The 23520-nt window shown below is 62.8% G+C and carries 32 protein-coding genes; 17 read left to right on the plus strand and 15 right to left on the minus strand.

All coding sequences use genetic code 11. The features are described 5' to 3' along the window. From rho to hemE, 3 genes are all read right to left on the minus strand, one after another. Window positions 1-863: transcription termination factor Rho (rho, locus tag V7D69_RS11620; RefSeq protein ID WP_333605869.1), on the minus strand; the 863-nt coding region annotated here is incomplete at its 3' end. A gap of 218 nt (window positions 864-1081) precedes the next feature. After that, window positions 1082-1525 carry a CopD family protein gene (locus tag V7D69_RS11625; RefSeq protein ID WP_324061252.1) on the minus strand — a complete coding sequence of 148 codons (444 nt, stop codon included), beginning with the start codon at window positions 1523-1525 and terminating at the stop codon, window positions 1082-1084. A 33-nt stretch (window positions 1526-1558) separates the two neighbouring features. Next, window positions 1559-2587 (minus strand): uroporphyrinogen decarboxylase, encoded by a 1029-nt coding sequence (hemE, locus tag V7D69_RS11630; protein ID WP_333605870.1) that lies wholly within the window; start codon window positions 2585-2587, stop codon window positions 1559-1561. Window positions 2588-2923: 336 nt separating this feature from the next. On the opposite strand from hemE, the gene V7D69_RS11635 reads away from it, so the two are divergent. From V7D69_RS11635 to V7D69_RS11680, 10 genes are all read left to right on the plus strand, one after another. Next, the gene (locus tag V7D69_RS11635) at window positions 2924-3769 is read left to right on the plus strand and encodes a pyruvate, water dikinase regulatory protein (RefSeq protein WP_324061250.1); all 846 of its coding nucleotides are present in this window, start codon (window positions 2924-2926) and stop codon (window positions 3767-3769) included. Window positions 3770-3787: 18 nt separating this feature from the next. Further along, entirely contained in the window at window positions 3788-4366 is a 579-nt protein-coding gene (locus V7D69_RS11640; RefSeq protein WP_324061249.1) for a Maf family protein, read from the plus strand. Beyond that, the gene (locus V7D69_RS11645) at window positions 4363-5244 is read left to right on the plus strand and encodes a shikimate dehydrogenase family protein (protein WP_324061248.1); all 882 of its coding nucleotides are present in this window, start codon (window positions 4363-4365) and stop codon (window positions 5242-5244) included. The genes V7D69_RS11640 and V7D69_RS11645 overlap by 4 nt, the downstream gene beginning before the upstream one ends. Next, window positions 5241-5837, plus strand: coding sequence for a dephospho-CoA kinase (gene coaE / locus V7D69_RS11650; protein ID WP_324061247.1), 597 nt, complete (start codon window positions 5241-5243; stop codon window positions 5835-5837). Before V7D69_RS11645 ends, coaE begins: the two co-directional genes overlap by 4 nt. Before the next feature lie 48 nt (window positions 5838-5885). Next, the gene (gene dnaQ / locus V7D69_RS11655; protein ID WP_324061246.1) at window positions 5886-6569 is read left to right on the plus strand and encodes a DNA polymerase III subunit epsilon; all 684 of its coding nucleotides are present in this window, start codon (window positions 5886-5888) and stop codon (window positions 6567-6569) included. 25 nt (window positions 6570-6594) lie between these two features. After that, window positions 6595-7164, plus strand: a complete 570-nt coding sequence (gene hpf, locus V7D69_RS11660) for a ribosome hibernation-promoting factor, HPF/YfiA family (RefSeq protein ID WP_333605871.1) — start codon at window positions 6595-6597, stop codon at window positions 7162-7164. A gap of 126 nt (window positions 7165-7290) precedes the next feature. Further along, window positions 7291-7752, plus strand: a complete 462-nt coding sequence (locus tag V7D69_RS11665; protein ID WP_333605872.1) for a PTS sugar transporter subunit IIA — start codon at window positions 7291-7293, stop codon at window positions 7750-7752. After that, window positions 7742-8227, plus strand: a complete 486-nt coding sequence (locus V7D69_RS11670) for a PaaI family thioesterase (RefSeq protein ID WP_333605873.1) — start codon at window positions 7742-7744, stop codon at window positions 8225-8227. Before V7D69_RS11665 ends, V7D69_RS11670 begins: the two co-directional genes overlap by 11 nt. Window positions 8228-8230: 3 nt before the next feature. Continuing rightward, the gene (locus V7D69_RS11675; protein ID WP_333605874.1) at window positions 8231-8572 is read left to right on the plus strand and encodes a DUF1491 family protein; all 342 of its coding nucleotides are present in this window, start codon (window positions 8231-8233) and stop codon (window positions 8570-8572) included. A gap of 181 nt (window positions 8573-8753) precedes the next feature. Then, the gene (locus V7D69_RS11680) at window positions 8754-9383 is read left to right on the plus strand and encodes a cell wall hydrolase (protein WP_324061241.1); all 630 of its coding nucleotides are present in this window, start codon (window positions 8754-8756) and stop codon (window positions 9381-9383) included. A 32-nt stretch (window positions 9384-9415) separates the two neighbouring features. Here V7D69_RS11680 and xth read toward each other — a convergent pair whose 3' ends face one another. The 3 genes from xth to V7D69_RS11695 all read right to left on the minus strand — a co-directional run bounded on the left by xth (window position 9416) and on the right by V7D69_RS11695 (window position 11016). After that, window positions 9416-10192 carry an exodeoxyribonuclease III gene (gene xth / locus V7D69_RS11685; protein ID WP_324061240.1) on the minus strand — a complete coding sequence of 259 codons (777 nt, stop codon included), beginning with the start codon at window positions 10190-10192 and terminating at the stop codon, window positions 9416-9418. After that, window positions 10189-10521: a HesB/IscA family protein gene (locus V7D69_RS11690; protein WP_324061257.1), complete on the minus strand. Its 333-nt coding sequence runs from the start codon at window positions 10519-10521 to the stop codon at window positions 10189-10191. Before V7D69_RS11690 ends, xth begins: the two co-directional genes overlap by 4 nt. A gap of 69 nt (window positions 10522-10590) precedes the next feature. After that, complete coding sequence (locus V7D69_RS11695) at window positions 10591-11016, minus strand: CBS domain-containing protein (protein ID WP_333605875.1); 426 nt, start codon at window positions 11014-11016, stop codon at window positions 10591-10593. 184 nt (window positions 11017-11200) lie between these two features. Between V7D69_RS11695 and V7D69_RS11700 the strand changes: the two genes are divergently transcribed. Continuing rightward, window positions 11201-11500 carry a hypothetical protein gene (locus V7D69_RS11700; RefSeq protein ID WP_333605876.1) on the plus strand — a complete coding sequence of 100 codons (300 nt, stop codon included), beginning with the start codon at window positions 11201-11203 and terminating at the stop codon, window positions 11498-11500. Between the two features lie 10 nt (window positions 11501-11510). On the opposite strand, the gene V7D69_RS11705 is transcribed toward V7D69_RS11700, so the two are convergent. The 5 genes from V7D69_RS11705 to V7D69_RS11725 all read right to left on the minus strand — a co-directional run bounded on the left by V7D69_RS11705 (window position 11511) and on the right by V7D69_RS11725 (window position 14978). Further along, on the minus strand, window positions 11511-11885 hold the full coding sequence (locus tag V7D69_RS11705; protein ID WP_333605877.1) for a (2Fe-2S) ferredoxin domain-containing protein: 375 nt from the start codon (window positions 11883-11885) through the stop codon (window positions 11511-11513). Further along, the gene (locus V7D69_RS11710; RefSeq protein WP_333605878.1) at window positions 11882-12313 is read right to left on the minus strand and encodes an acyl-CoA thioesterase; all 432 of its coding nucleotides are present in this window, start codon (window positions 12311-12313) and stop codon (window positions 11882-11884) included. The genes V7D69_RS11705 and V7D69_RS11710 overlap by 4 nt, the downstream gene beginning before the upstream one ends. A 43-nt stretch (window positions 12314-12356) precedes the next feature. Further along, window positions 12357-12818 carry a DUF2497 domain-containing protein gene (locus V7D69_RS11715; protein WP_333605879.1) on the minus strand — a complete coding sequence of 154 codons (462 nt, stop codon included), beginning with the start codon at window positions 12816-12818 and terminating at the stop codon, window positions 12357-12359. A 79-nt stretch (window positions 12819-12897) separates the two neighbouring features. Further along, window positions 12898-14352 (minus strand): TolC family outer membrane protein, encoded by a 1455-nt coding sequence (locus V7D69_RS11720; RefSeq protein ID WP_324062325.1) that lies wholly within the window; start codon window positions 14350-14352, stop codon window positions 12898-12900. A 2-nt stretch (window positions 14353-14354) separates the two neighbouring features. Continuing rightward, a complete protein-coding gene (locus V7D69_RS11725; RefSeq protein ID WP_333605880.1) occupies window positions 14355-14978 on the minus strand; it encodes a protein-L-isoaspartate O-methyltransferase family protein in 624 nt (207 codons plus the stop codon). Window positions 14979-15199: 221 nt separating this feature from the next. Here V7D69_RS11725 and V7D69_RS11730 point away from each other — a divergent pair, with 221 nt between their 5' ends. The 3 genes from V7D69_RS11730 (at window position 15200) to V7D69_RS11740 (ending at window position 18888) form a co-directional block, all read left to right on the plus strand. Then, window positions 15200-16720: a fumarate hydratase gene (locus V7D69_RS11730; RefSeq protein ID WP_333605886.1), complete on the plus strand. Its 1521-nt coding sequence runs from the start codon at window positions 15200-15202 to the stop codon at window positions 16718-16720. Window positions 16721-16862: 142 nt separating this feature from the next. Continuing rightward, window positions 16863-18149 carry a sensor histidine kinase gene (locus tag V7D69_RS11735; RefSeq protein ID WP_324062331.1) on the plus strand — a complete coding sequence of 429 codons (1287 nt, stop codon included), beginning with the start codon at window positions 16863-16865 and terminating at the stop codon, window positions 18147-18149. Beyond that, window positions 18136-18888 (plus strand): LytR/AlgR family response regulator transcription factor, encoded by a 753-nt coding sequence (locus V7D69_RS11740; protein WP_442947056.1) that lies wholly within the window; start codon window positions 18136-18138, stop codon window positions 18886-18888. The genes V7D69_RS11735 and V7D69_RS11740 overlap by 14 nt, the downstream gene beginning before the upstream one ends. A 48-nt stretch (window positions 18889-18936) precedes the next feature. On the opposite strand, the gene V7D69_RS11745 is transcribed toward V7D69_RS11740, so the two are convergent. Then, window positions 18937-19242, minus strand: a complete 306-nt coding sequence (locus V7D69_RS11745) for a UrcA family protein (protein ID WP_333605882.1) — start codon at window positions 19240-19242, stop codon at window positions 18937-18939. A 277-nt stretch (window positions 19243-19519) separates the two neighbouring features. Between V7D69_RS11745 and V7D69_RS11750 the strand changes: the two genes are divergently transcribed. Genes V7D69_RS11750 through V7D69_RS11760 form a run of 3 tightly spaced genes read left to right on the plus strand, consistent with a single transcriptional unit; the run spans window position 19520 to window position 21604 of the window. Next, entirely contained in the window at window positions 19520-19789 is a 270-nt protein-coding gene (locus V7D69_RS11750) for a hypothetical protein (protein ID WP_324062319.1), read from the plus strand. Window positions 19790-19824: 35 nt separating this feature from the next. Continuing rightward, window positions 19825-20727, plus strand: a complete 903-nt coding sequence (locus V7D69_RS11755; RefSeq protein ID WP_333605883.1) for a diacylglycerol kinase family protein — start codon at window positions 19825-19827, stop codon at window positions 20725-20727. 10 nt (window positions 20728-20737) lie between these two features. Then, the gene (locus V7D69_RS11760) at window positions 20738-21604 is read left to right on the plus strand and encodes a metallophosphoesterase family protein (RefSeq protein WP_333605884.1); all 867 of its coding nucleotides are present in this window, start codon (window positions 20738-20740) and stop codon (window positions 21602-21604) included. 25 nt (window positions 21605-21629) lie between these two features. Here V7D69_RS11760 and V7D69_RS11765 read toward each other — a convergent pair whose 3' ends face one another. From V7D69_RS11765 to V7D69_RS11775, 3 genes are read right to left on the minus strand one after another with little or no spacing between them, the layout of a single operon-like run. After that, window positions 21630-22343, minus strand: coding sequence for a GIN domain-containing protein (locus tag V7D69_RS11765; protein ID WP_333605885.1), 714 nt, complete (start codon window positions 22341-22343; stop codon window positions 21630-21632). A gap of 27 nt (window positions 22344-22370) precedes the next feature. After that, window positions 22371-22937, minus strand: a complete 567-nt coding sequence (locus tag V7D69_RS11770) for a DUF1700 domain-containing protein (RefSeq protein WP_324063279.1) — start codon at window positions 22935-22937, stop codon at window positions 22371-22373. Continuing rightward, window positions 22924-23292: a PadR family transcriptional regulator gene (locus tag V7D69_RS11775; protein ID WP_324063280.1), complete on the minus strand. Its 369-nt coding sequence runs from the start codon at window positions 23290-23292 to the stop codon at window positions 22924-22926. The genes V7D69_RS11770 and V7D69_RS11775 overlap by 14 nt, the downstream gene beginning before the upstream one ends. Window positions 23293-23520 lie beyond the last annotated feature (228 nt).

Genomic DNA, 23520 nt, shown 5'->3' on the forward strand with positions numbered 1-23520 from the left:
CCGCCGGTCAGAACCTTGCCCGAGCTGGGAACCACGGTGTTGTAAGCGCGGCCGAGGCGCGTGATCGAATCCAGCAGGATAACGACGTCGCGTTTGTGCTCCACAAGACGCTTGGCCTTCTCGATCACCATTTCCGCCACCTGGACGTGGCGGCTGGCGGGCTCGTCGAAGGTCGAGGAAATGACTTCGCCCTTCACGGATCGCTGCATATCGGTCACTTCCTCCGGTCGCTCATCAACGAGCAGCACCAACAGGAAGACCTCGGGATGATTGTCAGTGATGGCCTTGGCGATATTCTGCAGCAGCACCGTCTTGCCGGTGCGCGGCGGCGCGACGATCAGGGCGCGCTGGCCCTTGCCCTGCGGGCTGATAAGATCGATCACGCGCGCCGACTTGTCCTTGACCGTAGGGTCGAGACTGTCGAGCTTGAGCCGCTGATCGGGATAGAGCGGCGTCAGATTGTCGAAATTGACGCGGTGGCGCACTACGTCGGGATTGTCGAAATTGACGCTGATAAGCTTGGTGATGGCAAAGTACCGTTCACCGTCCTTGGGCGCGCGGATTTCGCCTTCGACAGTGTCGCCTGTGCGCAGACCCCATTTGCGGACCTGATTGGGCGAGACGTAGATATCGTCAGGACCGGCAAGGTAATTGGCTTCGGGGCTGCGTAGAAAGCCGAATCCGTCAGGCAGCACCTCGATCGTGCCCTGGCCGACGATTTCCTCGCCGTCTTCGGCCACTTCCTTGAGGATACCGAACATGAGGTCCTGCCGGCGCATCGTGGAAGCGCCCTCAACGCCGAGGTCCTCCGCCATTTCGACCAGTTCGGCCGATGATTTTTTCTTGAGTTCTTTCAGGTGCATTTCTTGAAATTCCGAATGGAAATGTGAGTATCGGCCGGCGGATCGGAGGGCTTGGGGAAAGCAGATCCGGGCATGCGAAAGGGCTCGCCACCCTGTGCCGGGACGTCACCTCAAATAAGCCCTGGAGCCCCTGTGGTCAACGGATCATCTGCCAAAGCGGATGGCACCCGCGCCAAGCCGTCATTTGCCGGTGCCGGACTAGTGCTTATCCAGTTCAATCAGAAAGGTTTGACCACCACCAGCACAACGATCACCGCCACGGCCAGCCCCGGCACTTCGTTCAGCAGGCGCAGCGTCTTCCCGGCAATCGGACGCTCGCCCTTTGCCAGCTTTTTCGCATAGCTCGTCAGCCAGCCGTGATAAGCGGTAAGCAGGATCACGAAGAGCAGCTTGGCGTGCAGCCAGGGCGCGGTCCACCAGCCGGCGGCAGTGGCAAGCGCGACCCCGAAGACCCACACCATAATCAGCGAAGGCGTAAGAATGATCTTGCGCAGCTTTGCTTCCCGCTCGATCCACTGCACCGCTTCGCGCGAGCCGGGTTCAGCTTCCTGGTGATAGACGAAATAGCGCGGCAGCATGAACAGCCCGGCCATCCAGAAGATCACGAAGATCACGTGCCCGGCCTTTAGCCAGAGATAAGTGCTCTGCAAAACCTGCTCCATGCGTCACCCTTGGATCACGATCCGTTGTATTTTTCAGGCCCGCCGCCAACTGCGCACTGTCGCCAGCAATTGCTCCACATGCGCGACCGGCGTGTGCTGTCCGATACCGTGGCCGAGGTTGAACACGTGGGGCCGATCGGCAAAGGCATCAAGTACGCGGCGGGCTTCTTCGTCGAGTTCCTTACCGCCTGACAACAGCAGGAGCGGATCGAGATTTCCCTGCACCGGCAAACCTGCCGGCAAGGCGCGCGCAGCCCAGAAGGGATCGACGGTTTCATCCACACCCACCGCATCCACGCCGGTTTCGCGCGCATAAGCAGCCAGTTTCTCACCCGATCCCTTGGGGAAGCCGATGATAGGCACCTGGGGATAACGGGCTTTCACGGCTGACACGATCGCTGCGTTCGGCGCGATCACCCACTTCTCGAACTGCGCCGGGGCCAGGCTGCCGGCCCAGGAATCAAACAGCTGGACTGCTTCCGCTCCAGCTTCGATCTGACCGGCGAGATATTCCACCGTCACCTCCACCACGGCATCGATGATTGCTTGAAACGCCGCCACGTCGCGATAGGCCATGGCGCGGGTCTCATGCTGGTCGCGACTGCCCTCGCCCGCGACCATGTAAGTCGCAACGGTCCAAGGCGAGCCGGCGAACCCCAGCATAGTCTTGTCCACAGGCAGTGCAGCCCGCACTTTCCGCACAGTCTCGTAAATCGGCGCAAGTCTTTCCGGCACCGCGACCAAAGCGCTCAACGCGTGGTCGACCAGTTTGGGCGAAAGTTTTGGACCCTCGCTCACCAGGAACTCCAGGCTCTGCCCCATCGCGTAAGGCACGATGAGGATATCCGAAAACAGGATCGCCCCGTCGAAACCGAAACGGCGGATTGGCTGCAGCGTGATCTCGGCAGCGGCATCCGTATCGTAGACGAGCGCCAGGAAGCCGCCTTTGTGCGCACGCAGTTCGCGATATTCGGGAAGATAGCGCCCGGCCTGGCGCATCAGCCAGATAGGCCGTTGGTTCGCATTCTCACCACGCAGCGTGTTCAGAAGGAGGCCGGGCATCGCGTTTCGGGTCCGATCAAAAGAATAAAGAAATTTTATAAAGGATTGATGGAGTCTGTTGGCCCTGTGGATATCGGGGACGAGTGCGCCTTGCCCGATTTGTCCAGCAATGAACAGGGCGAACTGTACCTTCCGACTCTAGGTCCAAGCCCGTCAAGAAAAGCTTGTTCGCCTTGTCCACAGCCTGTGGAACCAGGCGTTCGCCTGTCCACAACGTGGCCTGTGGAATCCGGTTAGGGGGCATGAATTGCCCTATCCGAGTTGTCACCGCCGCCCTCCCGTGGTTTATGCCGGAAGATATCCACAAGCGGCCCAAACTCCCGGCAAAGGCACCTGATGGCGCGGTTTCACTTGCATCTCCTATCGGATTCCACCGGCGAAACGCTGGAGATGATTGCCAAGGCCGCCCTTGCCCAGTTCGACGATTCCGATGTGCTGCGGCACTTCTGGCCTATGGTGCGTTCGCAGCAGCACCTTGATCGGATCATGGGAGAGATCACGGCTCATCCCGGCCTGGTTTTCTTCACGCTGGTCAATGAAGAAACACGCGGACGATTGGAAGAGCGTTGCCAGACGCTCGGCCTGCCAGCGATTGCGGTGCTTGACGGCGTGACTGATGCCTTGGAGGCATTGCTGGGACAGGAGGCCAAAGGTCGGCCCGGTCGGCAGCACCGGCTTGACGATGCCTATTTCGCGCGTGTCGATGCCATCCAGTTCACTATCGCGCATGACGACGGCGTCGCGTGGGAGGATTGGGAGGAAGCCGACATCGTGCTCGCCGGCGTATCACGCACGAGCAAGACGCCCACCAGCATTTACCTGGCCAATCGCGGTTACAAGGTGGCCAACATTCCCATCGTCGTGGAAAGCCCGCCGCCTTCGGCGCTGTTTGGGCTCAAGCATCCGCTGGTGGTGGGCCTGACCACCGCACCTGAACGATTGATCCAGGTGCGCCGCAATCGCTTGCTCTCGCTCAGCCAGTCGCCGGATACCGATTATGTGCAGCTTGAGAAGGTGGAGAGCGAGGTGAAATATGCGCGGCGGATGTTCGCTGACAATTCCTGGCCGGTCATAGATGTAACCCGCCGTTCGATCGAGGAAACGGCAGCTGCGATCATCAATCTCTACAATGAACGCAGAGCGGCCGGCATTCAGGGTCCGGTCGGACCCAAGCCGATCTGATTCACAAAAGGATATGCGATGATTGTCCTTGCATCCCAGAGCGCCTCGCGCCGCGCCATGCTGGAGGCCGCCGGCATTCCTTTCCGCGCTCAGCCGGCCCATGTGGATGAACGAGGTTTGGAACTGGCCTTGGGCGAGGCGCCGTCCCAACAAGTGGGGCTGGAACTCGCAAAGGCCAAGGCGTTGGCGGTCTTCGCTCCGGGGGAGATCGTGTTGGGAAGCGATTCCCTGGTTTCCTGCGACGGACGCCGTTTCGACAAGCCCGTCTCGCGCGATCAGGCCGCCGAGCATTTGCGGTTCTTCGCGGGCAAGGTCATGGAACTGCACAGTGCGGCGGCGCTAGTGCGCGATGGTGAGGTGCTTTGGGCGGATGGCGCGCTGGCGCGGCTACATGTCGCGCCGCTTTCCGACTCTTTTATCGCCGCTTATCTCGATGCCGAATGGCCCGCGGTGGCGGGCTGCGTCGGCGTGTTCCGGATCGAGGCGCGCGGCGTGCAGCTTTTCGAGAGGATCGAAGGAGATTACTTCACGATTCTCGGCATGCCGCTGTTGATGGTCCAGGCGGCGCTTCGAAATCTGGGAGTGATGCAGCAGTGACCACGCCTTCCTCTCCCCCGCACGGGACCGGATATGCCGAAGTGATCGGCGATCCCATCGCACAATCGAAGTCGCCCGCGATTCATAATTTCTGGCTGGGCGAGCTGGGTATCGCCGGACGCTACGCTCACTGCCTGGTCAAGCTGGAGGAACTGGGCGATTATCTTGCCGCGCGCAGTGGTGATCGCGACTGGCGCGGTTGCAATGTCACCATGCCGCACAAGTTGGCGATCATGCCGCTGCTTGATCGGCTCGATCCGCTGGCGGCTCGGATCGGCGCGGTAAATACGGTGGTGCGGGAGCCGGACGGGTCGCTGACCGGCTATAACACCGATGCGCCGGGCTTTCTCGAGCCTTTGGCCGAAGAACTGGCGAAGACGCATCTGTTTCGCATGGCCCGCGTGCTGGGCACTGGCGGCGCGGCGCGCGCCATCGTGGCGGCGCTGGCGGCAGAGAACTTCGTGATCGTGCTCGCCGGCCGCGATCCTGCCAAGGCCCGCGCCATGCTGGACGAACTGGCGCCGGGCAGCGATCATCATGCGATTGACCTGACGCATTTCGGCGACTCCACGGATTTCCCTTTCGATGATCGCGAAGGCTGTCTTGACCTGATCGTCAATGCCAGTCCGCTCGGCATGACAGGCCAGCCCCCGCTCGGCTTCGATTTCAGCCACGCGCCGCCGGGCAGCATCGTCTATGATATCGTCACCAGTCCGCTCGATACCGCCTTTCTGCAGGCGGCTAGGCAGGCGGGGTTCGCGACGGTGGACGGCCTGTCCATGCTGATCGGTCAGGCCGACATCGCTTTCTCGCACTTCTTCGGTGCGAAGCCGCCGCGCCAGCACGATGCGGCGCTGCGCGCGCTGATTTTGTCATGACACGACAGAAGATTCTGGGCCTTACCGGCTCCATCGGCATGGGTAAGTCCACTGTCGCCGGAATGCTGCGCGAATTGGGTGTGCCCGTGTTCGACGCCGACGCAGCGGTTCACGAGCTGCAGGGGCCCCAGGGCGCGTTGTTGCCTGCGATCGAGGCGGAATTTCCCGGAACCACCGGACCCGCCGGGGTCGATCGCCAGAAACTGGGCGCAGCGGTCTTCGGCGACCCCGAAAAGCTCGCGCGACTCGAGCGAATCGTGCATCCCGCCGTCGCTGAAATGCGCGAAGCGTTCCTCGGCGCGAATGCACAGGCGCCGCTGATCGTTTTCGACATTCCGCTGCTTTATGAAAAAGGCGGTCCCGTCGGACTCGATGCCGTAGCCGTGGTCTCCGCCCCGGCGGAGGAGCAACGCCGCAGGGTTCTGGCGCGGCCGGGGATGACTGAGGAAAAGTTCGTGCATATTCAAGGACTTCAGGTGCCGGACACGGAGAAGCGCGCCCGCGCGGATTTCGTGATCGACACGGGCGCATCACTCACCGAAACGCGCAAGCAGGTCGCGCGCATGGCGGAGGCGCTCAAACAAACAGAATAATCGCGCAAGCACTTGCGTGCAGGGCCGCGCAGGCAGATATGAAAAGGGATGCGAGAGATCATCTTCGACACCGAAACCACAGGTTTTGACCCGAAGAACGGGGACCGGATGGTGGAGATCGGCTGCATCGAAATGGTCAACCGAGTGCTGACCGGCCGCACCTTCCACGCCTATTTCAATCCGCAGCGCGCGATGCCGCCGGAGGCAGAGGCCGTCCACGGCCTGTCGGACGCTTTTCTGGCGGACAAACCGCTGTTCTCTGAATTGGCGCAGGAACTGCTCGATTTCATCGAGGGCAGCCCCATGGTGGCGCACAACGCCGGTTTTGACTTCAATTTCATCAATGCCGAATTGGCGCTTTGCGGTTTTGCGGAAGTGAGTCGCGATCGCATGGTGGATACTGTGGCGCTGGCCAAGGTGCGCCATCCCGGCGCCAAGCTTTCGCTAGATGCGCTTTGCACCCGCTATGGCATCGACCGCAGCCATCGCACCAAGCATGGCGCGCTGCTTGACGCCGAGCTGCTGGCGCAAGTCTATGTGGAGTTGCGCGGCGGCCGCCAGATCGGATTGGAACTGGCCGCTGAAACCGCTGAGATCGTGACGGAGATCAAGGTTCTCGTCCGAAAGGACCGTATTTACCGTCAGCCGCGTTCCTACGCGGCCACCGCTGAGGAACTCGCCGCTCATGCGGAATTTCTCAAATCGGTCGATGCCCCGCTCTGGGGCACTTGAACTCTAGTACAAGGAGAATTCGCCCATGGATATCCGCATCTCCGGTCACCAGGTCGATACCGGCGAAGCCCTGCAGGTCCACGCTAGTGAGCGGCTGAAGGCGATCATCGGGAAGTATTTCAACCGGGCGCTGTCTTCGCACGTGACGTTCGGCCGGGCTCCCGCCGGCGCGTTCCGCTGCGACATCATCATGCATGTGATGCAGAACCTTGTGCTCAAGGGCACCGGCATGGCGCAGGATGCGCACCTCGCGCTCGACCAGGCGTCGGAGAAGATCGACAAGCAGCTTCGCCGCTACAAGCGTCGGCTCAAGGACCGGCATGAACAGTTCGCGCACGCCGTAGCGGTTGAGGAAGCGGCTTACGTCATCTTCGAAGAACCGGCGGAAGATCATGAAGACGAGCTGGAGGCCGACGCGCCCGTCGTGATCGCGGAAACCAGGGTGGACGTGCCCGAAGCGACAGTTTCCGATGCGGTGATGATGCTGGATCTCCGCAATACCACGGCGCTTCTGTTTAAAAATGCTGGCACTGGCCGCCATAATATGGTTTACCGCCGCGGCGATGGCTCGATTGGCTGGGTCGAGCCGCACTAACACTCCGATATCCGACGCTCCACGGCGCGACATATTCTTGATCGGAGAACGAAAAAGCCCCCGGTTCTTTACGGGTCGGGGGCAGCAACATCTGGAAACCGGTCACAGCCTAGAATCAGAAACGAAATGAGTGGTCTTTTCACACTGCTGCCGGAAGCCGTTGTCACGGTGAGCGCGGACAGCAAGGACATCATTCTGGAACGACTCGCGGGGATCTTCGCCGAAGTCTATGCGCTTGATCGCGATGCTGTGCTTAAACACATGGCAGAGCGCGAGGAGCTGGGCAGCACGGGCTTTGGACGCCGCATCGCCATTCCTCACGCCCGGATCAGCGGGCTGGGCCGTCCGGTCGCGGTTTTCATGCGGCTGGACGCGCCGGTGGAGTTCGACGCGGCGGACGGGATGCCGGTTGATCTGATATTCGGACTGCTTTCCCCGGAAGGCGCCGGGGCCATGCATCTTCACGCGCTTGCGGCGATCTCGCGCATGATGCGCGATGAACGCATGCATGAGGCTCTTGTGACGGCGCCGAGCACGGAGGCGCTTTACAGTCTTCTCAGCAACGTCATCGATCGCGATGCCGCATGATCTGACGCCGGAGGCGCCGGAGCCCGCCGGCGCCGACCTGCACTGGCGCGCGCTGGAGGGACTTTACGCCTCGGCCCCGATCAATCACATGTTTCGCTCTTCGCTTGAAATTTTGGGCGAAGGGCTTTCGCGCATCACGTTCGTAGCCGAACCGGATTGCTTTCATGCCGCCGGCGCCGCGCACGGCACGATCTATTTCAAAATGCTGGATGACGCGGCGTTCTATGCGGCGAATACCCTGGTCACCGATCGTTTCCTGCTCACCACCTCATTCAACCTGCACCTTAGCAAGCCGATAAAGGGCGGCGCGGTCGTGGCGGAAGGCCGTTGGGTCAGTGGCCGACGCCGGGTGCTGGTGGCGGAATCGCGGCTGGTAGATGAAGAGGGAGACGAAGTGGCGCGGGGCACCGGCACTTTCATGCGTTCCCGCATCGCCCTTTCCGGCTTGCCCGGCTACGCCGGCGCTGCGGCCTGACTGATGGACAGCCGCCTTCCAGCTCACCTCGAAGTTGCCGGACTGATTCGCAGCGTGGAGGCGGCGGGTGGCTTCGCTGCCGTGCTGAGCAAGGGCGAACGCGACGCCGGAACGATCATGGTCGTGGTTCCGGAAAATGGCGGCAATTCACGCGTTTATGAACGCATGCCGCAGCTTGATGGAACACGGCAATGGCATTGTTCGTACCGGGAAGATCCCGAAAAAAAGCAGGAATTCCTGGACTATCTGAACCGGCGCGGTCGCCAGGACCCGGATCTCTGGATCGTGGAGCTGGACATCGCGCAAGGCGAACGCTTTATCGGCCTGGAGATGAATAGCGGTTGACTTGCAAGCCTTGCAAGTTAAGGGCGCATTCACCATTGCGCAGGCGGCATGGGCAGCATTCGGCAGCCCCGCTGGCACGCAGACGGGGAATCGCCGGCAGGCGCGAACGTGATATGAATGGCCCAGGGGCTTTCGCGTTCCTACCTGCGTCTGACGGTTCACCGCATTTGACCAAGGCATTATGCGAACCAAGTTTCGGTGGGCTGGCGCGATGGCGCTGGCCGCGACGGTGTTTACCGCTATTCTAAGCGCCTCGGGTTCAGGCGCTGCCGCATCGGACATTCTTCCGGTGCTGGCCAAACAGGCACCCACAGGCTCCCCGCTGGAGTTCGTCTCCCGCCCGGTGATCCAGCCCCTTACCGCTCCTATGGGAAATGGTGGGGACGCCTCCTCTGATACCGGTTCGCTGGCGCAATTGGTTGCGCAGCAAGCCATGCCTCAGGCGCTTACCAACGACATGCGTTGCCTGGCGGGGGCGATCTATTTCGAATCACGTGGCGAATCGCTGGAAGGCCAGCTGGCCGTCGGCCGCGTGGTCATCAATCGCGCGCAGTCGGGCCGGTTCCCGTCCAGCTATTGCGGGGTGGTGTACCAGCCTTCGCAATTCTCCTTCGTGCGCGACGGGTCCATGCCGGTCATACGCGAGGATTCGGCCGGTTGGCGCGAAGCCGTGGCCGTGGCGCAAATCGCGCAGGACGGCAGCTGGAACAGCCCGGCCCCAGGGGCGCTGTTCTTCCACGCTGCACGCGTTTCTCCCGGCTGGCATCTGACTCGCCTGGCGCGAGTGGATAATCACGTGTTCTATCGCTGAGGGCTGAACCGCTCCTCTAGCGCCCTGCAAGCTCAGTCACTGAGTTGCACCCATACCGGCGCGTGATCGCTGGCTTTCTCTCGCCCGCGATGGGCCTTGTCGACGCCGCAGGCGACCAGCCGGTCGGCCAGTTCCGGTGAAAGCAGCGCGTGATCGATGCGAAAGCCGTGATCGCGTTGCCAGGCGCCGGCCTGATAATCCCAATAAGTCCACACGCCGCCGCGTGGATTGTGCGTGGCGAGGACGTCAGTCCAGCCATCGCCCAGCAAGCGGAAATAGGCATCGCGCGATTCCGGCTGCATCAGTGCGTCGGCAGCCATGGCCTGGGGGGCCCACACATCGCGATCGTGGGGAATCACGTTGAAGTCGCCGGTGACGATCGCGGGCACTTCCTCGGCCGCAATCGCGTTCATCCGGCGGCGCAGCCTTTCCATCCAGCGCAGCTTGTAATCGAACTTGGGGCCGGGCACCGGATTGCCGTTAGGCAGGTAAATGCACACTACGCGCAACCCGAAGACCTCAGCCTCAAGATAGCGCGAGTGATCGTCCTCCGGCTCCCCGTCAAGCCCGCGCCGCACTTCGACCGGCTGTTCGCCATCCGCGAGCACGGCCACGCCGTTGAAGCCTTTCTGGCCGTGCCAGATGCCGTGATATCCCAGCTTCTCGAACTCGGCGATCGGGAAGCTGTCATCCTGGCATTTGATCTCCTGCAGACAGGCGACGGAGGGCCGGGTTTCCTCCAGCCATTCGAGCAGGCGGGGAAGGCGCGCCTTGACCCCGTTGATATTGAATGAAGCGATCTTCCTCACACTGAGAAGCTCGACCCGCAGCCGCAGCCCGCGGCGGCATTGGGGTTTTCCACCCGGAAGGCCGCACCGCCCAGCGATTCGACGAAATCGACCACACAGCCATTCACGAGATCAAGGCTGATCGGATCGACGACCAGCTTCACGCCGTCAGTTTCGGCCACCAGGTCTTCCGCATCGGGCGCATCGGCAAGACCGAAACGATACTGAAAGCCCGAACATCCGCCACCCTCGACGGAAAGGCGCAGGATCGGGGGCTTGCCCTGCTTTTCGGCGATCGCCGCGACACGCGCCGCGGCTGAAGGGCTGAGAGTGAGGCTTTGCTGGTCCATGCATCGGATGTAAGCGCCCTGCCCCCGCGCGGCAAGGCGCGCGGAGACCTGCATTCATCAGCCCGTGGATCAAGCGGTCTGGATATAGTCCCGCATGGCGGCGGCTTCGGATTCGATCTTGTCGATCCGATACTTCACCAGATCGCCGATCGAAACGAAAGCGATCATGTGTCCGCGTTCCACCACCGGCAAATGGCGAACGCGGCGCCGGGTTATCAGCGAAAGCGCTTCCATGACGGAAGTGTCGCGCTCCACCGTCACTGGCGGTGTGGTCATCACTTGACCGACTAGCATGTTCAGCATTTCCGGTCCGAACTCATGCAAACGGTAAATTACGTCACGCTCGGAAAAGATGCCGGCGATCTCTCCGTTTTCCAGCACGGGCAGCGCGCCGATTCGCCGCTCGGCGAGGAGGCTGGCGGCCTCGCGCACGGTGGTGGAGACATCGCAGGTAAGAACGGGGCCGCGACCTTCAATAAGGCGACCAATGGTCATCGTCGAACTCTCCCTGTTTTTGGCTTGCTGTCGTGAGCAGGCACGGGGAGGATACCACAGCCTTGGCGTGACCGCCAAAGCCTTAGCGTCAATGCCGTTTTCCGCCGATCTTCGCGGAAGCAAGGAGTGCGCCGACCCCGGCCTCGCTTGCGCAGACGGTCGCCAGGCACCACATGGAGTCTCGATGATACCCCCCTCTCCCCTCGACGATCCGGCCACCGCCGCGCATGCTTGGGCGCGCTATCTGCGTATCATGCGCTGGATGATGCTGGCGACGGTCGGCCTGGTAGCGGCGGCGATGATCGTGCTTTACCGCTCCAACGGGATGGCCTCGATCCATCTCTATATAGCGACCGCGCTGGGCATCGGCTTTACGATGCTGCTGGCCTCCGCGCTGATGGGGTTAATGTTTCTTTCCAGCGGGACCGGCCACGATGAGAGCATCGTGAATCCGCTGGAGGATGAAGATGAACCTCTCCGGTAAAGGCGGAGGCTCAATCCGGCAGGGGACTAAGCCGAAATTCCTCCACAGGCTGACCGCCGATCAGATGTTCCTGAATGATGCGCTCCAGCACCGCTTCGGAGCAGGAATGATACCAGACGCCATCCGGCCAGACCACCACCACGGGGCCGGCGGCGCAGATGCGCAGGCAATCCGCCTTGGTTCGCGCGACGCCGCCGGCGCCATCCAGGCCGAGCTGCTTCAGCCGCTTCTTGAGATATTTCCACGCGGCCTCCCCCTTTTCAGGAGAGCAGCATTCTCCCTTCTGCGATTCGGCGCAAATGAACACGTGCCGATGGACGGCGCTGCCGCCCGTCTTGGCAAATGCTTTGCGGGCCTGTTCGATCTCGCTCGCGGAGGCGGTCATGCGCGCAGCATCCAGGGGCGGGCCGAAGCGGCGAAGGTCGCGGGGAGGGGAGAGGGACCTTCAGGACCGACGACGACAAGCACGACGCGGGCGAAGACGATCGGGCGTCCATCCTGAATCACCAGTTGCGCCAGGTGGTGGCTGGTGCGCCCGATGTGTTCCACCGCACAAGCGATCGCCACGCTTTGGGGATAAGATGCCTCCCCCAAGTATTCGATGGCGATGCTGGCCACCATGGACGTGCGGCCCGCCAGAAGTTCGCGATAGCCGGTGCGGTGGTGAAAGCGCACGCGTGCGTCCTCAAGCATGCCTGCCATCGCTACGTTATTGATATGCAGGTTGACGTCGAGATCGCCGAAGCGCGGCTCCATCGTGCAGGTGAAAGGGTATCGCGCCAGATCGAGCAGCGCGGGATCAGGTTTGGCCATGTCGCCCGAGGTAGGAAGCCGGGCCCACCAGGTCCAGCCCGTTTCAGCCCTTCTTGCCGACGATCCGCGCGATTTCGGCGGCAACCATCCGCTCCACCAACGGTGGCAAATTCTGGTCAAGCCATTGCGCGAGGGCAGGGCGCAGCAATTCGCGGGCGAGTTCTTCCAGCGAGGTTTCGCCCGAACGGACAATCTGCGGCTGAGCGCCGGGCGTGGAGAGCATGGCCAGCGCGGCCAGCGATTCGCGCATGGAGTCGCGGGCTTCGGGCCGGATCAGCGCCGGCTCCGCCTCATCCTCTGCCGGTGCGGCGTCAAGCTGCGCGGTTTCGGGCAGTTCAAGCACGTCATCCTCGGCATCCGCTTCAACCATGGGCACGTCGTCTATCACGCCGGCATTGGCGCGGCGTTGACGCTCCACGCGGGCGCCGACGCGATTGTCGCGGGCAATGACCTGCTTGATCGACTGGAGAATCTCCTCGACCGAAGGTTCACCGTTCTGACGCATTCCCACAATCCCCTGACACGTCCCGGCCCGCCTGACCGGCTTTGAATGCAGCGCAACTCAACCCGAATCGGGATGATGGTTACTGCTGCGGAATGTTCCCGTCCTGCACCGGCGTGTCAACGGTCCGGGTCGATCGCGCCACGGGGGCGGGGTCGTTGCTCCAGTCGAAGATCTTGCCGCGCACCCGTTTGTAATTAACGTCCGGGTCGTAAAGAATGTCATTATCCAGATTGAGATCGCGCGCTTCCGCCTTGCCCATGGCGGCAAGCAGGTTGAAGCCGGCGACATAGGCATTGCGGCGCGCCGTCACCAGCTGCACTTGCGCATTCAGCAGTTCCTGCTCGGCATTGAGGATGTCAAGGATCGTGCGGTTGCCCACCGAGTTTTCCGCCCTGACGCCTTCGAGGCTGAGCGAAGCTGCATCGACTGCGACTTGAGTTGAGCGGATCACATCGTTGGCCGCCAACCATTGCGTATAGGCCGAACGGACTTGCGCGATCACCGTGCGCTCCGCGCCGATCTCATCCTCAAGCGCGGCGGAAGCCTGGGCCTGAGCCTGCCGGCGCCGGGCGGCGGGCAATCCGCCCTGAAAGATCGGAATAGAGATCTGGGCGCCGGCCTGCGCGCTTTTGTCAGACTGCGGAAAGCCTGCGTTTTGCGCGCCGCCAAGAGTGTTGAAATAATTATTGTAGGAACCGGAACTGAACAGGCTCACTTTCGGCAGCCGTCCGGCGCCGGCCACATCGATCTGCTTTTCCGCCGCCTTGCTTTGCTCACGCGCGGCGATCAGGTCGGGATTGTTGTCCAGCGCGACCTGCACCGCATCCTCGGGCGAGGTCGGCAGATTAGGCAGCGGCGGTGGGGGCTGCAACGCTTCCGGCGCCTTGCCCACCAGCCGGATATACGCTTCGCGCGCACCTGCGAGAGTGGCTTCGGCGGAACGGGTCTGGCTCTGCGCCAGGGCAAGGCGCGATTGCGACTGCGCAACGTCCGTGCGGGTAAGATCGCCGATTTCGTAGCGGTCGCTGGTGGCCTGGAGATTGACCTTCAGGACGTCCACGTTCTTGCGGTTGAGGCCGACGATCGCCTCGTTCTGGATCACGTCCATGTAAGCGGCGACGATGGAGGAGAAGACGCCGCTTTCGGTCCCGCGCAAGCTAGCCTTGCCGGCTTCCACCTGAAGTTTCGCGGCTTTGACACTGTTCTTGACCTGCCCGCCCGAATAGATCGGCAGACTGACATTCACGCTGGTTGAAAGCGAACGCACGGGATTGGTGAAGGAAATCTCGCTGCGCTTCACAAATTCGGAATAAGTTGCGCTGCCACTGGCATTGGGCAGGCCAGAAGCACGTGCGATCGGCACGTTTTCATCCACCGCGCGCTGCTGAGCCCGGGCAGCTTCAAGCTGGGGATTGGTCTGGTAGGCCATGACCAGCGCTTCGCGCAGGGTATCCGCTCGGGCGGGTATTCCCGCCCCACCGGCGAGCAAGGCCGCGCTCGCCAGCCATCCGGCGCGGCAGGCGGGCAGGGCCACGATCAGAAACTCCAGCGTTTCGGAGCCGTGAACTCGGGAAGGGCGGGAATGCCAAGCTCCGCCAGCGGCAGCAGCGAGACCGCCCCCACTGTCTTGCAGCCGGTGGCCAGGCGCGTGACGCCGCGCAGGACAAGGCCGGTGACGATTCGCCCGCCTTCCGCCAGCCGCGCGCAGAGCGCATCCGGCAGCGCTTCCACCGCGCCGTCGATCACGATCAGCGAATAGCCGCCGTCGTCGACGGGCCCGGAGGCGGCGGCGGGATCGACGGCATCAAGCGCGCCGACCAGCGGACGCAGCAGCGCGGCTAGGTAGCCTTCGCCGTCACCCACAAGCAGCGCCTTGTCAGCGGGGGTGGGCGCGGCCTCCGCCAGCATCAGGCCATGGACGACCGGCGCAGCGAGCATGCGGCCATTGCCGAGCGGAATGGCCCGATCGATATAGGCGGCCTGACGCATGGTTTCCGGCACGAAATCTTCCCGCGGGATCCGCGCCATGGCCGAAAGCACCCAGGGCTCACTGACCCCGCTGGTGCGAAGCTGGCTGACGATCATGGCGTGGCGAGCGGCGGATTGGGCGGTGGCGGTCTGTTCGGCTTCCGGTGCGGACCGATCCTCGGTCAAGGTCATCTGGCGCAGTTCCCTCATGCATTCGCGACGACGCAAAGCGCGCCGAATATTCCGCGATCTCAGCATTTGTGCGGCGCCTTCTATGCCAAGGCGCAGTTGAGGCCAAGCGCTTTGACGAGACTCTCGTCGATCCGTGCAAGCACTTTGACGATACCGTGCGCCCGGCTTATGGGGACCGCGCGAAATTTCACGTGATCCGCGTAACCGGGAGCGCATTGTTCATGGCCGATATGGTGACCATCCGCGAAGAAGACTTGATCGAGAGCGTGGCCGACGCTCTTCAGTACATCAGCTATTACCACCCGATGGACTATATCCGCGCTCTGGGCGACGCCTATCAGGCTGAGCAGGGCCCGGCCGCGAAGGATGCGATCGCGCAGATTCTCACGAATAGCCGCATGTGCGCCGAAGGCCATCGGCCGATCTGCCAGGACACCGGCATCGTCAACGTCTTCGTCGAATGGGGTCAGAACTGCCGCCTGGAATCGGACAAGTCGCTGCAGGAGGTCGTTGATGAGGGCGTGCGTCGGGCTTACAATCATCCCGAGAACAAGCTGCGCGCCTCGGTCCTGACGGACCCAGCCTTCACTCGCCGCAATACCAAGGACAATACGCCCAGCGTCCTGCGGGTGGAGATGGTGCCCGGCTCCAAGGTCTCGGTAGACGTTGCGGCCAAGGGCGGCGGGTCTGAGAACAAGTCCAAGTTCAAGATGATGAATCCCAGCGATTCGATCGTCGACTGGGTTCTGGAAATGCTGCCGCAGATGGGCGCCGGCTGGTGCCCGCCGGGCATGTTGGGGATCGGCATCGGCGGCACCGCCGAACATTGCGTCTACCTGGCCAAGAAGGCGCTGATGGAGCCGATCGACATGGCCCAGCTCAAGGCCCGCGGCCCGCAGAACGATATCGAAGCACTGCGGATCGAAATTTTTGACAAGGTCAATGCCCTGGGCATCGGCGCCCAAGGGCTGGGCGGGCTTGCGACGATCCTGGACGTCAAGATCCTGGACTGGCCATGCCATGCCGCCGGAAAGCCGGTGGCGATGATCCCGAACTGCGCCGCCACGCGCCACGCGCATTTCACGCTCGACGGGTCCGGCCCGCGGTTCCTGGAAACGCCCAAACTGGATGAATGGCCGCAGGTCCACTGGACGCCCAGCAAGGAAGCCCGGCGCGTCAATCTCGATACTTTGACGGCCGAGGAGGTGCAAAGCTGGAAGCAGGGCGACCGCCTGCTGCTCAACGGCAAGATGCTGACCGGCCGCGACGCGGCTCACAAGCGCATTCAGGACATGCTGGCGAAGGGCGAGCAGCTGCCCGTCGATTTCAAGGGCCGCATGATCTACTATGTCGGCCCGGTCGATCCGGTGCGCGACGAAGTGGTCGGCCCCGCCGGCCCGACCACCGCGACGCGCATGGACAAGTTCATGGACATGATGCTGGAGCAGGGGCTGCTGGCCTGCGTCGGCAAGGCGGAGCGGGGGCCCGCGGCCACGCAGTCCATTGCCAGGCACCAGTCCGCCTATCTGATGGCGGTGGGCGGCGCCGCTTACCTCGTCGCTCGCGCGATCAAAGAAGCGAAAGTCTTGGGCTTCGAGGACCTGGGCATGGAAGCGATCTACGAATTTACCGTGGAAGACATGCCGGTGACGGTGGCGGTCGATTCCGAGGGTCAGAACGTTCACCAGCTCGCGCCATTGGCGTGGAAGGAAAAGATCGCCAGGGAAGGGCTGCTGGCTTAAGTTCGGCTCTTCCTCGAAATCGAGGCGTCATCGCGGCGGATGGCGGAGCGGCTCGGGCCCGTTCCGCCGTTCGACGAACCGCACACGCGGGCCGACCGGAGAACTGGTGCAAAAGCACGGTTTCGCGCTATCCGGGGCGGTGATGACGGATTTGGTCCAAAATCCGCGCGTCCCCGCGCGGCTTGTCCTGCTTTCGCTGGCCGCGCTGTGGGCCTGCTATTTCATGGTCGCCACGCTGCGCGGGGCCTTCATGGGCTTCGACTTCGCCTGGCCGATCATTTCGCGCCGTTTGACGATCTGCGTCCTTTCGATGCTGGTCATGGTGGCGATATGGCCCTTGCTGCAGATGCTGGATCGCAAGTCCGGCGGGGTGCGGCTGATGATCGTGCTGGTGGGCGCACTGCCGCTGGCCCTCTTGCTCAGCATCATCAACGACGCCGTCTTCGCCGATATCGAGATGCCGCAAGTTTATGGCACCGAGGAGGAGGCGGCCGCAATCAAGGCTGGGAAGGTGCGCATCTCGCATGACGAGGCGGGAAACATTCTGGTGGACCTGCCGAAGGTTCCCCTGCCGCCGCCCGCCCCGCCTCAATCCGACACAGCTCCCCGGCCTCCGGCGGCGCCTGGAGCGCCGTCCGCCAACGCCCCGGACCGATCCACGATCACCATTCACGCGGGCAAGGGCAGTTACGCGCGCTGGGCGGCAATCGCGGACAACGCGTTCGGCCGCTATTTCCTCGTGCTGGCCTGGGTAGCCCTCTATTTCGCGCTGGCCAAGACGGAAGAGGCACGCGTGGCTGAGCGTCGCGAGGGCGAATATCGCCGCGCGGCTGAAGCGGCGGAACTGCGGTCGCTGCGCTATCAGGTCAATCCGCATTTCCTGTTCAACACGCTCAATTCCCTTTCGGCCCTCGTCATGACAGGGCGGCAGGAGGATGCCGAGGCGATGATCCAGACGCTTTCAACCTTCTATCGCCGCACGCTGTCGGGCGATCCCACCAACGACCTCAGGCTGGCTGACGAGATCGAGCTGCAGACACTCTATTTCGCGATCGAGGCCGTGCGGTTTCCCAATCGATTGCTGACGAAAATCGATATTGACGCTGACGTGCTGAATGCGATGGTGCCGGGCATGATCCTGCAGCCTCTGGTTGAAAACTCGGTGAAATATGCCGTGGCGGCCACGCAGAGGCCGGTGACGGTGAGCCTGAAGGCGCGGCGTGAAGGCGGGCAGCTGGTCATCTCGGTCAGCGACGACGGGCCCGGCGCGGAACTCAGCAAGGCCGAAGGTTATGGCATTGGCCTGGCCAATGTGCGCGATCGTCTGCGCGCGCGCTTCGGTCCGGGAGCGACGATGACTTTCGGCAAAAGGGACCAAGGCGGCTTTGAGACGGTTCTGCGCATGCCCTTGGAGCTTGACCGTGCCTGAAACCGCAGGGGGAGGGCACGCGTTCCTGCGCACGCTGATTGTTGATGACGAACCGCTGGCGGTGGAGCGCCTGCAAGTGATTTGCGCGCGAATGGAGGGTCTGGCCGTGGTCGGCACCGCCAGCGACGGGCAAGCGGCGCTGCGGCTGGTCGATGCGCTGGCGCCCGACCTCGTTCTGCTTGATTTGACCATGCCGGAGACGGACGGGCTTGCGGTCGCGCGCCGCTTGTCAGACCTGGGCAATCCGCCGGCGGTGATCTTCGTGACGGCGCACGATGCGTTCGCGGTGGAGGCTTTCGATCTTGACGCGGTGGATTATGTGCTGAAGCCGGTCGCGCCCGATCGGCTGCAGCGCGCCGTGCGCCGGGTCATCTCGCGCCGGGGTCTGAGGACGGGGGCGGCAAGCGGGTGGCTCGAGGAATTTTGGGTGCCCCACCGTTCGGAACTTATGCGGGTGCCCGCTCGCCACGTTCAGCGGATCGATGCAGAACGCGATTATGTGCGGCTGCACGTTATGGGGCAGAGCTATCTGCTGTTGCAGACCATCACGGGTCTTGAAGAGCGGCTCGATCCTGAGCAGTTCATCCGCATTCATCGCAGCTGCATTCTGCGCCGCGATCACGTGACCGGGCTGCGGCACGAAGGGCTGGGCGTTTGGTCGGCCGAAACCGTCGATGGCGAAACCTTGCGGATCGGCCGCACTTATCTGCCCGCAGTGAAGAAAATGGCGGGCCGGTAAGCCCGCCGAGGCGATTTTCCGGGTCTTGCCTTAGGATCTTGTGCGATCTCATCCGCCCAGCTGCGCATTGGTGGCGCTCTGAATCGCCATGGTGACCTGCTTCTGCACTTGCGCGCGGGCCTGCTTGTAGCAGGTTACCGAGGCGCTGCTGCGCAGGCGGGTGCCCGTAGTGATCTGGTCATAGGCGCAGACCTGGCGGGCGGCGGCGTTGATGCGGCGGTCCAGCGTCTTCTGGCCTTGTGCGCTCGACAGGTCGAGATCCTTGTAACGAACTGCGATTTCGTCGGCAAAAGCCGGTGCGGCGGTCAGGGCGAGGCCGAGCAGGGCGGCCGCGATAGATGTCTTTCCGAACATGGCAATTCCTCCTCTGGCGGGCCGGGGCAGGGGGCTTGCCCGGCTCGACAAGGCTCTTGTGCGCCCGTCGGCAGCGCCATTCACGCGGGGTTCGATTGCGGACTATCGACGCTCGACGAAGTACGGTGCACGGATACGAACGACGTTCATGCCCGACAAACGACATGCAAGCGGGATTGCGTCGATGCGGCTGACCCGGGATCCCATCATGCCCCGATGTGGTAAAGGTGATCGCTGGTGCTGGTCTGGGCGGGCACTGCGCTGTAGAAGCGGGAAGATGCTGCTGCTTGTTGCCGTCTTTTGCATGGGAGTGATAAACTTCGCCGCGCATAAGGCCGTGCTGGAAAGCGGCCATCCCATGCTGGCCCAAGTGCCCTGGCTGCTTCAGCCGCTGGGTGGCCGGCTCAGCCTGATCGTCGAGTTCGTGATGCTTCTGGGTGCGATGATTATGGCGGTGGCAGGTTCGGTGGGCTGGGCCTGGATTTACGCGATCTATACGATGTTCAACGGCCTTTCTGCCTGGCTCATCGCCAGCGGCAGGGTATAGCGGGAACCCGGCGCGAGGCTTCCGGTTGTCCGGACATGGCCCGATCGCATGATAATTCCCCCACTGTTTGGCTGGTCTGCAATGCGGCTAGCGGAGGCAATGACAAGGACGCGGTGGAGGCGTTGAAACGCGCCTTTGCCGAGGCTGGTTTCATCCTTGCCCGCACTACCGTATTTCCGAGCGAAGCAGCGCCTACTCCCTCACAACTCGATGAGGGGCATGTCGATCTGTTGGCCATATTCGCCGGTGACGGGACCATGCATGCCGCCGTCACCGCAGTTTTCGGCTGGGCTGGCGCAGTATTACCCTTGCCGGGCGGAACGATGAACATGCTTTCCAAACGCCTCCACGGCGACGTCACGGCGGCAGAGATCATTGCTCGCCTTGTCCGAACGCCGGCGCGCCGGGTGCGCCCCACCGTCATCCGCACGCGCCACGGGGTGGGTCTTACCGGGGTGCTTGCCGGTCCTGGCGCGATCTGGAACGAAGTGCGCGAGGCGATGCGGGCTGCGAACATCCTGGATTTCGTGGCTACGACGCGCGAGGCCATCCAACATTCTGCCAACGGCCCGAAGGTGCTTTGCGAACAGGTCGACTGCGGCCGCCGGGAAGGCTATGCCGCAATCACGGTGACTCCGCATGAAGACGGCCTTGAAACAAATGGCTATTATGCCGAATCGCTCGGCGACTATGCCGGGCAGGGGATCGCGCTTATCAATCGTGATTTTCGTAATGGGCCGCACGACGAACTCGGCCGGCACCGGCAGGTGCGGCTGATCTGTCCCGAAGGTGAGCCCATGGGCCTGCTGATCGACGGCGAACCTTTCGACGGCAGGGCCCGGGAAGTGTTCGAATTGGCGACTTGCGGCGTGGATCTGATGATGACGAAGGGCAGCGATGAGAGCGACGCGATGAAGGGCGGGGCGGATGCACGGTAAGGTTTCCTTCATGCGCCGGGGAACCATCAGGCTCTTTCACCTCAGCGATATCCACTTCGGGCTGGAGGATGGCCGCGCGCTCGACTGGGCGCGTCAATGCATCGCGAACGAGAGGCCGCATGCCGCGATCATCACCGGCGACCTCACCATGCGGGCGCGCCATCACGAATTTCGCGCCGCCTGCGATTGGATCAAGGCGCTGGACGTGCCGGTGACGGTGGAAGTGGGCAATCACGACATTCCCTACTTCAATCTCTACGAACGCTTCTTTGATCCCTACAAGCGTTTCAAGGCGATCGAACGGATGGTCGAATCGCAGCTGGACTTGCCCGGCCTCGCTGTGGTGCCACTGAGGACGACCACGCGGGCGCAATACCAGCGCTTTCCATGGTCGAACGGTTGGGTGACCGAAAAGGCGCTGGCGGAATGCCTTGCCGCCATTGACCGGCATCCGGTCGGCACGCGCATCCTTGTGGCCGCGCATCACCCGCTGACTGAGCGGCGCGAGCGTGACGGCAAGCTGCTGACCATCAATGGCACGCGGACGATGGAGGTGCTGGCCAAGTGCCGCGTCATGGCCGTGCTGTCCGGCCACATTCACGACCCTTTCGACCTGGTTGCGGAAACTGCGGCCGGGCCGCTGCGCATGATCGGCGCGGGAACGCTCTCACGGAGGATCCGCTCCACGCCGCCCAGTTTCAACGAAATCGTGATCGATGGCGATGATCTGCGCGTGGAAGCGCGCAACCTGGCGCATGTGGCGACGCCCGACATGCAGATTGACCAGGTGCCGGAAAACGCCCTTCCGCCGCGCCTACCCGGTGAACCGGTGGCGCCGATCGGCACGGTTCCGCCCGTCGATCCGCCGGTTCATTGAGACAAGCCCGGCTTTCCCACCGATCTCAATAATTGTGATTGATCGAACCCAGCCCGTGAATGCGGCTGCGCAGGATCTGCGGCTTGCGCACGAGCGAAACGTCGCCGGCGCCGTTGATCTCGACATCGACCGTGCCGGTGGCGCCAAGCGTGATGTCGCCCACGCCGTCAAGGCGAACAGTCGCGTCTTCTCCTTCGACTTTGCCCAGATCGATATTGCCCGGCCCCGCCACGCTCACGAAAAGCTGGCGGACCCGGCCCTGGGCATCAAGATCGATGGGACCGTGCGAGTTCAGCGTGAAGCGGTCCTGCCGCATGTCCTTCAGGTTGATGTCGCCCGGAGCATCAAGGTCAAGGCCGGTAATCTGCGGCGCGGTGATGTGCACTTTGATGCCGTGGCGCATATGGACGCCGTGCGGCAATGACAGGCGCCCGTTCTCCCACACCAGCCGGTCCACCACGTTCGCTGGGCCGGACACGACCATCTCGGCCTTGTCCCCCCGCGTGAAGCTGAGGTCGACCGGGATCGCCATGGCAAGCCGCGCACCGGGTTCGACGGCGAAGCTGCGCTGCTTGCGAACGCCGTTGTCCGTCTCGTCCCCGCCGAGGGTCCAGGACCAGCCGTCTCCACCGGCCAGTTCCTTGTGCAGCTTTTCGCCGCCGACGACCCAGGCCGCGGCGAACGCGACGATCGACAGAATCACGCCGCTGGCGAATACGATGAGCAGTTTCCTGAGCATCTTCTGGTTCCTCCTTTTTTCGTCGCGTCAATCTTGGGAATGGATGGCGGGCTCGATCACACGGTAATGCAGGCGGCCGAACCACATCAGGGCATTGACGATCCAGATGCTGACCAGCGTCAGCAGGGCGGCCGCTGCGACCGATGCGCTCATCAGACCCAGACCCGCGAGGATCGCGACCGGCCAGCCGCCGGGAAAGCCGCTGAACGGCCCAGCGATCAGCACGAAGCCGCCTCCAACGAAACAGGCGAGCGCGGCCACGAAGAGGCCGAAAACCACACCGATCACGGGCAGGACGATTGGCATCAGGATCAGGATATCGATCGTGGCAAGGCCCATGAAGGCCAGGATCGCGGCCCAGGCGGATGACGGCGAGCGATCGCTATGCCAGTTCTGGAAACCCGCCTCGAAGCGCAGCTCGCGCGCCAACCGTGCCGGATTGCCCAGCGCCGCGGCGACTTCCTCTTCACTGCGCCCTTCGGCCAGACCCGCTTCGAAATGGGCCTCGTAATCGGCGACGATCTCGTCGATGTCGCCTTGCGGCATGCCTTTAAGGCCGGCGTTCAGGCGCTTGATAAATTCATTGCGCGTCATGACGGGATTCCCCTTCCTGCACAGGCGCCGCAGCGGCAGGGCCATCGATCAGCTGGTCAACAGCGGCGGTGAAGCCGCGCCATTCGGCCACCTGCTCGGCCAACCGCGTGCGGCCGGTCTCAGTGATGCGGTAATACTTGCGCGGCGGACCCGACGGCGATTCCTCAAGCCGGGTCGTGACCAACCCTTCGGATTGCATACGGCGCATGAGCGGGTAAATCGTGCCTTCGCCCATATCGACGGCGGCCGCCATGCGGCTCGCAATCTCGTAGGCATAGCTGTCACCCCGTGACAGCAGCGCTAGCACGCACAGGCCGAGCACCCCCTTTTTCAACTGGATTTCGATTTCGGACATCGAATCAACTCCTGCGGATGAGGAGTGTATATTGCATGGTATTATTCAATGCAAGGTACAAAGCAAAGAAAGGTATCTTGTTTTATATGGAAGCTTCGCACGGGCCGACGGAGGCGAAAGGGCACAGGTAATCGCCCGCTGGCGAGTGCGGGGGTGATGCCGGGAGGGCAGCAGGCAGGCAGGCAGCAGTGCGGCCGGCGTGTGGGGGCCTGAACCGGACAGGCTTGG

The organism is Novosphingobium sp. (genome assembly GCF_036733805.1).
GTDB lineage: Bacteria > Pseudomonadota > Alphaproteobacteria > Sphingomonadales > Sphingomonadaceae > Novosphingobium.